The organism is Brumicola blandensis, from assembly GCF_031846165.1.
In the GTDB taxonomy this organism is placed as follows: Bacteria; Pseudomonadota; Gammaproteobacteria; order Enterobacterales; family Alteromonadaceae; genus Glaciecola; species Glaciecola blandensis.
This window is the reverse complement of sequence record NZ_JAVRIE010000003.1, coordinates 321,155-335,388: the sequence shown is the minus strand read 5'-3', so window position 1 is coordinate 335,388 and position 14,234 is coordinate 321,155. Positions and strand designations below refer to the sequence as shown.

At 43.1% G+C, this 14,234-nt stretch carries 11 protein-coding genes; all 11 read right to left on the bottom strand.

Annotated features, from left to right (window positions below; genetic code table 11):
* Window positions 1-19: 19 nt before the first annotated feature.
* Window positions 20-2,254 (bottom strand): chemotaxis protein CheW, encoded by a 2,235-nt coding sequence (locus tag RM544_RS09915; RefSeq protein ID WP_311361630.1) that lies wholly within the window; start codon window positions 2,252-2,254, stop codon window positions 20-22.
* A 12-nt stretch (window positions 2,255-2,266) separates the two neighbouring features.
* Window positions 2,267-3,025, bottom strand: a complete 759-nt coding sequence (locus RM544_RS09910) for a protein phosphatase CheZ (RefSeq protein WP_311361629.1) — start codon at window positions 3,023-3,025, stop codon at window positions 2,267-2,269.
* A 31-nt stretch (window positions 3,026-3,056) separates the two neighbouring features.
* Window positions 3,057-3,440, bottom strand: a complete 384-nt coding sequence (cheY, locus tag RM544_RS09905; RefSeq protein ID WP_195732081.1) for a chemotaxis response regulator CheY — start codon at window positions 3,438-3,440, stop codon at window positions 3,057-3,059.
* A gap of 50 nt (window positions 3,441-3,490) precedes the next feature.
* Window positions 3,491-4,219, bottom strand: coding sequence for an RNA polymerase sigma factor FliA (locus RM544_RS09900; RefSeq protein ID WP_311361628.1), 729 nt, complete (start codon window positions 4,217-4,219; stop codon window positions 3,491-3,493).
* A gap of 11 nt (window positions 4,220-4,230) precedes the next feature.
* Window positions 4,231-5,082 (bottom strand): MinD/ParA family ATP-binding protein, encoded by an 852-nt coding sequence (locus RM544_RS09895; protein WP_311361627.1) that lies wholly within the window; start codon window positions 5,080-5,082, stop codon window positions 4,231-4,233.
* Window positions 5,079-6,578: a flagellar biosynthesis GTPase FlhF gene (flhF, locus tag RM544_RS09890; RefSeq protein ID WP_311361626.1), complete on the bottom strand. Its 1,500-nt coding sequence runs from the start codon at window positions 6,576-6,578 to the stop codon at window positions 5,079-5,081. Before flhF ends, RM544_RS09895 begins: the two co-directional genes overlap by 4 nt.
* A gap of 32 nt (window positions 6,579-6,610) precedes the next feature.
* Entirely contained in the window at window positions 6,611-8,710 is a 2,100-nt protein-coding gene (gene flhA, locus RM544_RS09885; RefSeq protein ID WP_311361625.1) for a flagellar biosynthesis protein FlhA, read from the bottom strand.
* A 108-nt stretch (window positions 8,711-8,818) separates the two neighbouring features.
* On the bottom strand, window positions 8,819-11,782 hold the full coding sequence (locus tag RM544_RS09880; protein ID WP_311361624.1) for a ligand-binding sensor domain-containing protein: 2,964 nt from the start codon (window positions 11,780-11,782) through the stop codon (window positions 8,819-8,821).
* Between the two features lie 199 nt (window positions 11,783-11,981).
* Complete coding sequence (gene flhB, locus RM544_RS09875; protein WP_311361623.1) at window positions 11,982-13,109, bottom strand: flagellar biosynthesis protein FlhB; 1,128 nt, start codon at window positions 13,107-13,109, stop codon at window positions 11,982-11,984.
* A gap of 33 nt (window positions 13,110-13,142) precedes the next feature.
* The gene (fliR, locus tag RM544_RS09870) at window positions 13,143-13,919 is read right to left on the bottom strand and encodes a flagellar biosynthetic protein FliR (protein ID WP_311361622.1); all 777 of its coding nucleotides are present in this window, start codon (window positions 13,917-13,919) and stop codon (window positions 13,143-13,145) included.
* A 43-nt stretch (window positions 13,920-13,962) separates the two neighbouring features.
* Window positions 13,963-14,232 carry a flagellar biosynthesis protein FliQ gene (gene fliQ / locus RM544_RS09865; protein WP_311361621.1) on the bottom strand — a complete coding sequence of 90 codons (270 nt, stop codon included), beginning with the start codon at window positions 14,230-14,232 and terminating at the stop codon, window positions 13,963-13,965.
* Window positions 14,233-14,234: the final 2 nt, after the last annotated feature.

Sequence of the window (14,234 nt, the reverse complement as noted above, 5' to 3'; positions counted from 1 at the left end):
TTTAGCTAATTATGTGTTGTTATGCATACCGTTTCAATAAACTTGGGATATCCAAGATTAGAGCAATACCACCATCTGAGGTAATCGTTGCGCCAGCCATACCTGGCGTACCTTGTAGTAGCGCATCCAAAGGCTTAATAACCACCTCTTCTTGCCCTATTAGGGAATCTACAACAAAACCAACTTGTTGAGTGCCTATCTGGACTACTACAACGTGCCCTTGTGCTCTATCTACCGTAACAGGTACACGGTTTAGCCAATCGCCGAGATAAAACAGCGGGATTGCTTTTGAGCGAACAATCATCGTCAGTTGGCCATCTACGGTATTGGTTTTGCTAATATCCATATTGATGATTTCATTCACCGACCCCAATGGTAATGCAAATGTTTGCTCACCAACAACAATCATAAGCGTTGGTAATATCGCGAGTGTCAGTGGAACCTTAATTTCTAAAACGGTCCCCTTGCCCAGCTCTGAGTTAATGCTCACAGAACCATTTAGCTGATTTATCTTGGTTTTCACCACGTCCATACCAACACCACGACCAGAAATATCACTGATCTCGACTTTAGTAGAGAAGCCAGGGGCAAATATTAAATTAAATGCTTCGACATCGGACATTCTTGCCGCTGCATCAGCATCCAATACGCCGCGATTAATCGCAATATCTTTTAGCTTCTCTGGGTCCATTCCCTTACCATCGTCATCGATAGTCAACAGGATATGGTCGCCTTCTTGAGAAGCAGATAGCTTAACGGTTCCCATTCTTGGCTTGCCAGCAGCTTCTCGCTCATCTGGCATTTCAATACCATGGTCAACCGAGTTTCTGACCAAGTGAACCAATGGATCAGCAAGCGCCTCGACCAAATTCTTATCTAAATCTGTCTCTTCACCTTCCAATTCCAAGGTGATTTCTTTTTTCAATGTTCGCGCCAAATCTCTGACAACTCGAGGGAAACGACCAAATACCTTTTTGATTGGCTGCATGCGGGTTTTCATCACCGCGCCCTGCAAGTCTCCCGTCACTACGTCTAAGTTAGCAATTGCTTTAGACATACTTTCATCAGCATTGTTTATACCCAAGCTCAATAGGCGGTTACGAACCAATACCAGTTCACCCACCATATTCATGATTTGGTCTAAGCGCTTAGTATCAACTCGAACTGTCGTTTCTGCTTGAGGAGCAGCCGCCGCAGGCTTTTTCTCATCTTTCTTTGCAACTGGCTTAGCGACAGATTTCTTAGCGGGTTCTGGCGCAGGCTTTGGTTTCGCCTGAGGTTTTACCGCCGGCTTCTCTGCATTGTCTTTTGCTTTGTTTTCAGCCGAGCTAGTCGCTTTTGAATCGCTTGCTGTTGGTGTTGTAGGTTCAGCAGGTTTTTCGCTTTTCTTTGGTGTATCAACTTTGGGGCCTTGCCCTTCACCATGTAATTGGTCAAGTAAAGCCTCAAATTCGTCATCAGTTATTTCTTCTGAATCATCACTGGCGTTCGCAGCGCTGGTCTTTTCTTCAGCAACGACGTCGTCACCCTTAAACTGGCCTTTACCATGCAAATCATCTAGCAATGCTTCAAATTCATCGTCTGTGATGTCATCGCCGTCACTTACTGTGCTTGGCACAGCTGGCGTTGTTGGTGCTGCAGCAGGCTTGTTTGGGCTGCCGCTACCATGTAATTCGTCGAGCAGCGCTTCAAATTCGTCTTCAGTAATTTCGTCGATTGCACCTTCAGAACTAACTTCATCATTATCTTCGATAACCAGTTCATCACCTTCACTCTCATCAGAGAGCGTCTCTTGGCCTGTTTCGGTGTTATTTGCTGGAGTGCCACTGTCATCTTCGGATTCGAAGATTTTTTCGTCTGGTGTTTCTGGCTTACTAAGTTTGTGTAGCACATCGATTAGTTCGTCAGGTGCTGCTTCAAGAGGCTCTCGCGATTTAACCTTCTCGAACATATCAACCACAACGTCTGTGGCTTGCAAAATAACATCCATTAACTCTGGTGTCAGTGTCCTTTGCCCGTTACGCATGATGTCGAAAACGTTTTCGGCACCATGGCAGATATCGACGAGTTCACCTAGCGCAAGAAAACCTGCACCACCTTTGACAGTATGATAACCACGGAAGATCGCATTCAACAAATCCGCATCTTCTGGATTATTCTCTAGGTCAACAAGTTGTTCCTGGAGTTGTTCAAGAATCTCTCCGGCTTCAACCAAGAAATCTTGTAATATGTCCTCGTCAACTTCAAACGACATTTGTCGGCTCCCCTAAAACCCTAAACTTGACAGCAGATCGTCAACGTCATCTTGCCCACTTACTACGTCGTCTCGTGTTTCTGCATCGATAATTGGCCCTTCGGCTTTTACTGTATCGGTATCTTTCTTAGAACTTTGAGGATTATCTTCATGCTGTTTCTTCTCACTGGCATCACCGAACGCTGTAAGCATAGAAACTAAGCTGTCTTCAACTTCTTTCACCAACTCAATAACCCGTCGAATTACTTGGCCGGTTAGGTCTTGATAACCCTGAGCCATGAGTACTTCAGTGAGTAAGGAATTAAGTGTTGCAGAGTCATGAGTGGCGTCGGAAATGAGTTTATCCATCTCAATGCAGAGGCTTTTAAATTCACCGAGCTCAATTTGACGGCCCATTAGCTTTTGCCATTCGGGTGCAATAGAAATCAATCTTTCATTCAAACCTTCAGCCAACGGCATGCTTTTTTCAACTGCATCCATCGTTGCATTGGCTGCTTTTTCCGTTTCTTCAATGACGTATGTTAATCGAGATTGCGCATCTGGGATCTCGTCTTGAGTCAGATTGGCAATACGTTCGTCTACTTGGAAAGAATTAAGAGAATCATGTAATTGTCGTGTTAATTTACCCACTTCGGAAAAAAGTTCGGTAGATTCACGCATGGTAATAGTATCGACTAAGGCATTCGCTTGTTCGCGATCGCCTTTCTCAAGGTACTCTACCAGGAGTTTCGCTTCATCGAGGGAAACTAGGTCTCTGTCGGTCGTTGTCATTCAACGTTACCCCATAAAGAAATATCGCTGTTTAGCCTAAACGCTCAAAGATTTTATCTAGTTTTTCTTTCAATGTTGCAGCAGTGAATGGCTTTACAACATAACCATTTACCCCGGCTTGAGCCGCCGCAACGATTTGTTCTTTCTTCGCTTCAGCTGTCACCATTAACACAGGTAAATGCTTGAGGTTGTCGTCAGACCTAATCGCTCTGAGTAAATCGATACCCTGCATACCTGGCATATTCCAATCAGTGACAACAAAGTCAAAATCGCCTTGCTGAAGCATAGGTAGAGCGGTATTACCGTCATCTGCCTCTTGGATACTTGTAAAACCCAAGTCTTTTAATAAATTTTTAATGATACGTCTCATTGTTGAAAAATCGTCAACAACTAAGATCTTCATGTTCTTATCCAAAACAGCCTCCGTTGAGGAATAAAAATAACTACACTAATTGGGACTAAAACTTAGTCGGCTGTACGCCATGACTGCATCTTAGACTTTAACTTTAACATCGCTTGACTATGAATTTGGCTGACCCGAGATTCACTCACCTCAAGTACCTCTCCAATTTCACGCAAGTTAAGTTCTTCATCATAATAGAGTGAGAGTACAATCGCTTCTCGCTCTGGTAATGTTGTTATCGCCCGCGCTAGCGCTTTCTGAAATGATCCTTGCACCATATCTTCAAAAGGACTGTCTTCGCCTTTTGTTGCATCCGTTGTTAGCACGTCTTCGCTTACGCCAAGATCTTCGATACCAACTAACTTCCCTGCATTCACTTCGTTTAACATTTGATGGTAGTCTTGCACCGATACTTGCAACCTTTCGGCTACGTCAATATCTCTTGCGTCTCTTCCGGTGGCTTTCTCAACTTGCGAAATTGCCTCCGTGATAGCTCGACTATTCTTATGCACTGAACGCGGAGTCCAGTCGCCTTTTCGAATTTCATCAAGCATTGAGCCGCGTATGCGAATACCAGCAAATGTTTCAAAACTTGCACCTTTAGAGCCATCAAAGTTCTTGGCTGCTTCTAGCAAACCAATCATCCCTGCTTGAATCAAGTCGTCCACAAGGACACTAGCTGGCAACCTTGCCATTAGATGATGAGCAATTCTTTTCACCAACGGAGCATGCCGCTCAACCAGTTGGTTTTTATCAATTTGTTGTTGATAGACTGCCACTTTGTTACTCACTGATTAAATACCTATTCGTTTCTCGATACTAATTGCTCAATGAAAAACTCGAGATGACCACCAGGCTGCGCCGGGATAGGCCAAGACATCGATTTTTCGGCTAATTTAGTAATCGCCACTGCTGCTGGTGAAGATGGGAATGCATCGACAATAGCAGCCTGCTTACGTACAGATTTACGAATATTTTCATCAAATGGAATAACTCCCACTAATTCTAATGCAACATCCAAAAATCGCCCTGTAACTTTGGAAAGCTTACTAAATAATTCCTTTCCTTCCTTATCGCTGCGAACCATATTCGCAACAATCTTAAACTTGAATACACCGTGCTCTCTATTCAGAATTTTAATCAGTGCATAGGCATCGGTTAATGAAGTAGGTTCATCACACACTACAACTAAAACGTCTTGTGCGGCTCTGGAGAAGCTCATTACCATATCTGAGATGCCAGCGGCAGTATCCACTAATAATACGTCTATATCGGTTCGCAGTTCGCTGAACGCTCGAATCAAACCTGCATGTTCCGTAGAACTCAATTCAGCCATTGATTGCGAACCTGAAGTTGCTGGCGCGATTTTGATACCGTGAGGACCGGTTACTAGAATGTCATCAAGCGTGCATTCGCCACGCAAAACGTGTGATAAATTCTTATCAACGCGCAAACCAAGCAAGACATCAACGTTAGCCAAGCCTAAATCGGCATCAAGCACCATTACACGCTTACCTTGCTTAGCGAGTGATATCGCTAAGTTTAAAGACACATTGGTTTTACCAACGCCGCCTTTACCACCTGTAACTGCTATGACTTTTATTAGTTTCGATTGATTCATTTTTCGTAAGCTACTCGCCTGATCTTCTATCATACTGCTCTCATACCCTTGGCAGTGTTTGATAGTGTAGTATGCGCCAATCCATACTTTTTATAAAGCTTTGACGCCACCATGGTTAAATTCTTTGCATCTGCCAGTTTAATATCTTCGGGGACTCGCTGTCCATCCGTTACGTAGCTTAGGCTAAGGTCATTTTCAATCGCCACACTTAGCGCTTCGCCGAGGCTATAGCATTCATCAAGTTTACTGAAAATACAACCACTTAGTTGTGTATTGTTATACGCTTGTATGGTTTGGTGTAACACTTGGTGCTGTGCACCGGCGGGTAAAACCAAATATTTCTTAATATTAACCGTCGTTTCTCTTTCATAATCATCGAGTTGACTGATTAGTCTCGCATCTCGTTGCGAAAAGCCTGCAGTATCAATTAAGACTAACTTTTTATGTCTCATTTGATACAAGATATGATTTAGCTCTTCTGACGTCTGCGCTTTCTTCACTGAACAGCCAATTATCTTCCCATATGTCGCCAGTTGCTCAAATGCCGCGATACGATACGTATCAATCGTGATCATTGCAACTTCGTTGGCACCATACTTCTGGGCATATTTTGCTGCTAGCTTAGCAACTGTGGTTGTTTTACCTGTCCCTGTAGGTCCCACAAGGGCAACAATACCAGATTGCTGCAAAATGTCATTCCCACCAATTTGTAATCGGTTAGCAATTAAGTTGAGTAAATAGTTCCAACCTTCTGTTTCATTTGCTTTTGGCGGCAAGAAATTAACCATTTGTTCGATGAGTGATTCACTGATCCCCATACCCATCAGCTTGCTGGCAAGATAATGGTGGGTTGGATTTTGTCGTTTACTCTTTTCGTCACTCAAGCCTTTTACTTGGTATTGCAAAACATTGCGAATGGAAGCAAGTTCAGCTTGAATACTCGCCATATCGTTTTGGCTATGCCCGCTTTCATCACGGAATAGACTTGATGCTTGAGTTTCTGACAAACTTTCTTCAACATTAAAGTCATCATGTGCTTTGTTCACTGGTGTTCTAACATACTCGTTGGTCAGTTCAGCTTCACGTCGACGTTTTTCTGCTTGTTCGTTATCTGCATAAGTAGCGCTTAGTACAGGCTCTGTTCGCTCTGAAGGTGCATGCCTTGCAGACGACTGTCTGCTGTTTGGCGCAGTATCTACATTTAGATTAGTTGAACCATATAGATCCGCAGGCTGCGATGCTCTGTCTTCCAACTGTCCAGCTTGTTGTTTCTCAAGCAGTGCTTTAAGACTATCAGGACCATCATCACCAATAATTTCACTGAGTGTTGGCGTTGTTTTGCCTTTTTTACCCAGACTGATTGTTGGTGCGGCTTGGCTCATTTCAGTTTCTTTATCCACTGCTGCAACTAGCTCAACGCCGCCATTAACTTTTTTATTCGACATAATAACGGCGTCACCACCTAACTCATCTTTCACTTGCTTAAGTGCTTCGCGCATGTCTTTGCCAAAAAAGCGTCTAATTTTCATGATGTCCTCTTTAGTGTTTGCATTGCGTCAGTTTATTGACCGACTGATGACACTATTTTAATTTGTTTGTCGTCTGGAATTTCTTGATAAGACAACACATGTAATCCCACTACCGAGTGTTTTAAGAATCTTGATAACACAGGGCGTAACATGCCAGATGTGAGTAAAACTGCTGGCTCGCCAGCTAACTCTTGCTGTTGACTCGCTTCAGTCAGCGACTGCTGAATCTTTTCAGCTAAGCCAGGTTCGATGCCCGAACCGTCTTCACCACCTGCTTGAAGTGACTGATGCAACATCTGTTCCAAGTCTGGCGCTAAAGTAATAACAGGTATTTCATCCCCGCCATCCGTGATGTCCTGAACAATGAGTCGTTTCAAAGCAATACGTAAGGCAGACACTAAAACATCCGGATCTTGACTCTTCGGCCCATACTCGCAGAGAGTTTGACAGATGGTGCGCATATCACGAATAGGCACACCTTCGTATAACAGGGTTTGCAAAACTTTGACAACAGTACTTAACGACAGGATATCTGGGACTAGACCTTCCACTAATTTCGGGTTTGATTTCTCAAGCATATCAAGTAATTGCTGCACTTCTTCGTGGCCCAATAACTGATATGCATTTGTTGTTAACAGTTGACTTAGATGAGTGGCGACAACCGTGGCTGAATCCACAACGGTATATCCCAACGTTTGCGCATGTTCGCGTTGATTCGCCTTAATCCAAACGGCTTCCAAGCCAAATGCAGGATCCGTGGTTTTGGTGCCACTTAATTCTCCAAATACTTGCCCAGGATTGATTGCCAATTCATTGTCATGGCTAATTTCGGCGTCACCGATGGACACCCCCATCATCGATATCGAGTATGCGTTCGGGGAGAAATCGAGGTTATCCCTGATATGAACAGGTGGGATAAGAAAGCCCAACTCTTGAGACAGTTTTTTCCGAACGCCCTTAATTCGAGTTAATAACTCCCCACCTTGTGCTTTATCAACCAACGGAATTAATCGATAACCCACTTCCAAGCCGATAGTATCCACCTGCTGAACATCGTCCCAATCCAGTTCTTTGATTTCAGCCGGACCGTTATTACTTTCAGGCATCGTTTCAACCAAGGCTTTTTCAGCGGCTTGTTTTGCGGCCATCTTGTCTCTGAAGAAAGCGTAGCCACCCACTAAGAATGAGAAACTTAAAAAGGCAACATGTGGCATGCCTGGCACAATGCCCATAATGAATAAAATAGCGGAGGTGATGTATAGGGCTTTACGATTAGCAAGCTGCTCACGAATTTCGTGCCCCATTTCTTGCGAATCATTTTCTCTTGTAACAATAATCGCCGTGGCAACCGATAATAAAAGTGAAGGTATTTGAGCCACCAAACCGTCACCAATGGTGAGAATAGTGTAGACTTCCATGGCATTACTGAAGGGTAAATCATGCTGGAACATGCCAATAAACAAGCCACCAACAATGTTGATTAACATAATAAATAAGCCAGCAATTGCATCGCCTTTTACAAATTTTGACGCACCGTCCATCGAACCATAAAAATCGGCTTCTGTTGTAATCTCTTCACGACGCTTGCGAGCTTGGTCTTGATCGATATAGCCTGCGTTCAAGTCGGCATCGATCGCCATTTGCTTACCTGGCATTGCATCCAAGGTAAATCGTGCACTCACTTCTGAAATCCGGCCTGCACCAGCGGTTACTACTTTAAAGTTGATAATCAAAAGTATCGCGAAAACAACGACACCGACCACATAGTTACCACCAATAACCACTTCACCAAAAGCTTGAATCACTTTACCAGCAGCGTCTCCACCTTCGTGACCTTGTATTAAAACAATACGAGTAGAGGCAACGTTCAGCGCTAAACGCAATACTGTAGCGACTAATAGAACAAGCGGAAAGATGCCAAAATCAATTGGACGTTTAGTAAAAACAGACACCAAAATAATGACGAGTGACAGTGCGATATTAAAACTAAATAACACATCCAGAAGAATGGCTGGCATCGGTAAAATGACCATACCCATAATCGCGAGAACGACCACTGGTGCGCCCATGCCGGCAGCTATGTTCTTTATTTGTGTTTTATCAACACGTTGAAAAGCGGTGGTTAATTGCATACAACAGAATTTTGACAGCTAAGGAATAATACCTTGGTTATATCAACTACCGTGCCAAGCTGTCTAAGAACTTGAAATAGGTAAAATATTCGGGCTTTTGCCTTGTATTTAGAGCATAGGTAAAACCTGATTTCGGCCCATATTTTTACCTTCATACAGTAGTTTATCAGCTTGGCTAATGCAATCATCAGCGCTCTTATGTTCTTCTATACACGCTACACCAGCAGTCAGCGTGATGCTGGTTTCGCCTTGCTTCACAGCGAATACATGCTCAGCAATCGTCTCACGATACTTATTGGCTAATAAAATAGCCTCTGGTAATTTGGTATTCGGTAACAAGGCAATAAACTCTTCTCCCCCCCATCGCGCTAACATGTCATAACTGCGCGTAGATTGACGCAAAACATCGGCAATTTCCTTTAACACGATATCACCAGACTCATGCCCATAGTTGTCGTTAACTTTCTTAAAGAAATCAATGTCGATAAGAATAATGGAAAAAGGAACTTGCTCTCGTTGATACCGTGAAAACTCTCTGGATAGGTTCTCAGTGAAGCCACGGCGGTTATATACCTCGGTTAAGGGATCGAGTGTGGTTAATACCTTGAGTCTCTCGTTCGCAAGCTGCAATGCTTGTGTTTTGCTTTTGACTGATAGCAACAACTCTTCGGAGCGCTTGTGTAATGCGTATGTTCGCCATCTAAAGATGCCAAATAGAAGCAGAAATACAAGAATACCGATAAGTAACACCGCGATCGGCGTTTGCCACCAAGGGGGGAGTACTTGAATATCTACAAACCGAGGTGTATCACTCCACAGCCCATAGCGGTTGGTAGATTTAATCTCCAATTGGTAGTTACCAGGATCTAAATTGGTATAGGTGATTGTGCGATTTCTGCTATCGAGATATTGCCAGCGACTATCAAAACCAAGTAAACGATACGCATATTCGATACTTTCCGGACTACCATACTCCAAGGCAGCGAAATCAATTGTTAATAACAGGTCTTCTGGACGCAAAGTCACCCTCGTGAAGTTATTATTCTCGTCTACGTAAGTGCTGGCACCGTAATTATCTTCGCTGCTTAGCTTGCCTATTTTAGTAATATGTAGTGAAGGCATTTCTTCATTTTTTGAAATACTCTCGGGGTAGAAGTAAGTCAGGCCTTGATCACCTGCAAACAGAATCTTGTCATCAGAGTTCTTGGCTCCCGCGCCAATATAGTAACCACTCTCGTTTGTGCCATCATTTTGACCAAAATAATCAAGTTTCTGCGTTTTTAAATCACCTCTGGCGATGCCCCGTTCTGTAGATATCCACAATAATCCCTGCTCATCCTCTACCACCGCGCCAATCGAAGAGGCACTGAGTTCTGAGTCTTTAAACAATTGTGTAAATACGGGGGCGGTTTGAAAATCATCAAGTTCCATGAGCATCAAGCCATGGGCGTGCAAGCCAACGTAGTATCGAGATGCCGATACTTTAGAAACCCATGTGATGACATTGTGTGCTATTCCGTTTGGATTGTTTTTATCTTCGGTAATGACTCGCACTTGGCGACTTTGCGGATTGATTAAAAATAAACCGTTGGTGGTTCCAACAATCAGTTCTTCTTCGTTGGAGTAAACGATGTCAATCACCATGGGAGTATTAAAGTGCATGGTAGTACTTTGGGTTTCAAAGTCATAAAAATACAATCCATGCTTTGTGGTCCCTACCCAAACCCCGGTAGGCGCTAATTCTAGTGTGTACAGTTCTTTATTTTTTAAATCGACTGACTCTATAAATTCGTCGCCATCCTGATAACGCGCAAGGCCAAGGCGAGTGGCAATCCAAAGTGTTCGAGTTGATTTGTCATAGGCAACCGACATGACTTTATTTGTCTTTTGGCTTCTTGCTTCATCAATCAACGGGCCTGATACACTATTGTCTGGGTTTAATATCCAAATGCCCGTTTCAGCAACCAACCAATTTACATCGTTCTCTTTCGGAGCAATACTGAAATGATGTTGGGTATTGTCCAATACAAATCGCTTAAACATGTTTTTATTTTGATCTATAACGCCAACACCATTGCCGTTTGTGCCTAAGAAAACCAAGCCATTGTCAGTAGAGAAAAGAGTGTGAATATGACTTTGAAGCGTATCTTTGGAATTAGAGCTACTTTCGAAAAAAGTCACAAAGTCAAGTTTGTTCGGATCTGGAAAAATTGACAAACCATTGGTCGTTGCAACCCAAATACTGTTGTCACGAACCTGGTAAATATCGTTAATCAAGTTATTCGTAAAACCTTCCTCAACGGAAAGCTTAACTAAATTAGAAAAGCCATCATTTGTCAGTTTTGCCCGATATAGTCCATCGCCAATGGTACCAATCCAAAGATGAGATTGGTTATCTACAAACACAGACTCTACATTTTGTTCTTCCAATAGAGCGAGAGAAAAACGCCGACTCATTTTATCCAATGAATACAAACCAGCGGACGTCGCGATGAAAAGTTGTTCATCATGTTCAGCGATATCTTCTACCGTAATAATTTCAGCTTGCGGTGATAAACGAAGGAATTCGTTCTCACCGGCATACTTTGCGTACAGGCCTTTTTGTGTGCCGACAAAAATACTGCCACCTTCGTCAATATGAATACTGTGTATCGTTTTATCGTTATCATCGAAATCATTGGGTAATTCAAGCTGTTCAAAGCGCCGTGTTTTTGCTCGCATTACATTCAAGCCATTGAGTGTACCAATCCATAAATCGCCAGAAGAAGGATCAATTTCAATAGCATAAACAAACGCGGAACTCAGGCCCTTACTTGGGTCATCACTTTGCCCATAATGGATAAAATCATAACCATCAAAGCGATCAATTCCGGATTGCGTTGCTAACCAAATGTACCCATCCTTGTCTTGTGCAATATCACTCACTGTCACCTGAGATAAGCCGTTTTCGACACTATAGCTTTTTGCTAAGGGCAACTGATAATCCAGCGGCAAATTCTGCGCCACAGCTTGGCGACTGGACACGACAGCAGAAAATAAAAACAACACTACATAGAAAGATGGTTTTAACATTAGGTAATTCAATAATGGCGTTAGTAAAAATAGGCAATACAGTCAAATTTCGACAAAAATTTATGCAGAAACCGTATGCAAAACAAACAAGCACAACCAGTATATGGTGTTTCTTGGAATAAGCAAAGCACTCGATGAATCAATGCTTTACGCACTAAAACACCGACTTTAACACTCGTACTTTAAGTACTTTTAATAACTACCGTCTGAGCTCAGGTGGTATTGGCAAGTTTTTCTTCAGCGGTTTTGGTCTGCTTGCTTTTCCGTTTTTGTATGCTTTTAATTGATACACATAAGCCAATACTTGAGCAACCGCCATAAACAATTTAGACGGTATTTCTTCATTGGGTTCAGTACTGTAGAAAATAGCCCTCGCCAACATTGGCGATTCGATAATAGGAACTTCATGTGCGTTTGCAATCTTACGAATGTGCATGGCTAGTTCATCGGCACCTTTGGCGACCATAACCGGGGCACGATTGCCATCTTGTTCATATTTAAGTGCCACTGAGAAGTGAGTCGGGTTAGTCACAATAACATCGGCTTCCGGTACATCTTGCATCATTCGATTCGCGGCAGCCTGATACTGAAGCTTTCTGATCCTCCCTTTAACCTGCGGATCACCCTCTGCATTTTTCCTTTCATCTTTCACTTCCTGCATGGTCATTTTCATTTCTTCATTATGCTTGTGACTTTGGTATGGAACATCAATCAGAGCAATCGGGATCATCCCTAGGCATAAAATGAGGAAAGCCCACTCAATCATATTCAAAGCATGGAAGAGGTTTAAAGGATAAAGCTCCATATCAAGGTGCAAGGCTTCATCTTCGAAGATGATCAGCGCAATATAGGCCATTCCACCGATGACCAAGACTTTAGCAATACCTTTTAGCAACTCAACCAACGCATTGGTGCCAAACATTCTTTTAAAGCCTTGAACTGGGCTGAGTCTATTACCTTTTGGTGCCGCCGATTTCCAAGTAAAATTGTAGCCGCCCAAGGCAATGCTGCCGTAAATCCCACCTATCAACGAAATAATCATGAACATCATCACAGGCCAAGCAGATTCAGTCACAGACATTTCTAAAATCTGAAACATGTGAACCTTGTCATAGGTTTCATCTCTGGAGAGCATGAATGAGCGCTGCATGACGTTAAACATCGCTGAAGCAATATAGGAACCGACGAACAAAAACGCAATTGCACTGAAAATTAAGACCAATGCCGTGGACAATTCACGCGATCGCGCAACCTGCCCTTTTTTTCGGGCATCGTCGAGTTTCTTGGGGGTGGGTTCTTCGGTTTTTTCGTAGGAGTCGTCAGCCATGCTTTAATATCCTCTGCGAGAGTCGATGGTTGATCAACACGTCAGCAATAGCTTGCACATGAACTCTTGTGCACGTTGCCATTGCTGCTCGAAATGATAAGTCTGATTACTTAATGTGATATAGATAATAAGTAACCCTGTTATTTGCGCTATCGAAAAGCCCAAACTGAATATATTAAGCTGTGGTGCAGCTTTAGTCATGACGCCAAACGCTAGGTTCACGATAAGCAAAGACACGATGGGTGCAAGAGACATAGTCACGGCGGATACGAACATCCAACCTCCCCAGTGTGCAACCAACCTAAACTGTTCACCTGTCCACCATGGAGCATCAATTGGAAAGGCTTTAAAGCTCATCACAATCATTTGAATCATGGATAAATGACCGTCAAAGGTCCAAAATAAAAGCGTTGCTAGAATTAAATAAAACTGACCAACAGCGGGCACGCTTATGCCGTTCACTGGGTCGACGATTGAGGCAAAACCCAGGCCCGTCTGCATTGCAATAATTTGACCAGCCAAAACAAAAGTATTGAGTACCATCATCGAAATAAAGCCAATCACGATACCGATGATGAGCTGTTTGATACCGAGCACAAAAGACCCTAAGTTAACTAGGTCTTGCACTGGTACGGGTGGTATATTAGGTACAATCATGAGCGTTAATAATACGGCCAATAAACTGCGAATTGGGGTCGGAATCGTTTTCGCTGAAAAACCTACCATCGCGGCAAACAAGCCAGAAATACGCATAAATGGCAAAAGGTAGTCTGCCATAAAATTAGTGATTGTAGATGCGACAATTTCCATGTGCTTAGTACTGCCTTCCAGTCAAAATACGAGACAACATACGCTAGCCCACTACCGATGGAATGCTATGGACCATTTCAAAGGTGAAATCCATCATCTTTTGAACCAACCAACTACCGCCCCAACTCAATGCAAGTAGAGTCACGATAAGACGAGGTAAGAAACTCATCGTTTGCTCGTTGATAGATGTCGCCGCTTGAAAAACCGCAACAATAAGACCAATGATCAAACTCGGTACAATCACTGCTGAGACAATGACGATAACAATCAGCATAGCGCTGCGTAATATTTCCACAAAAACTTCTGGGCTCATAT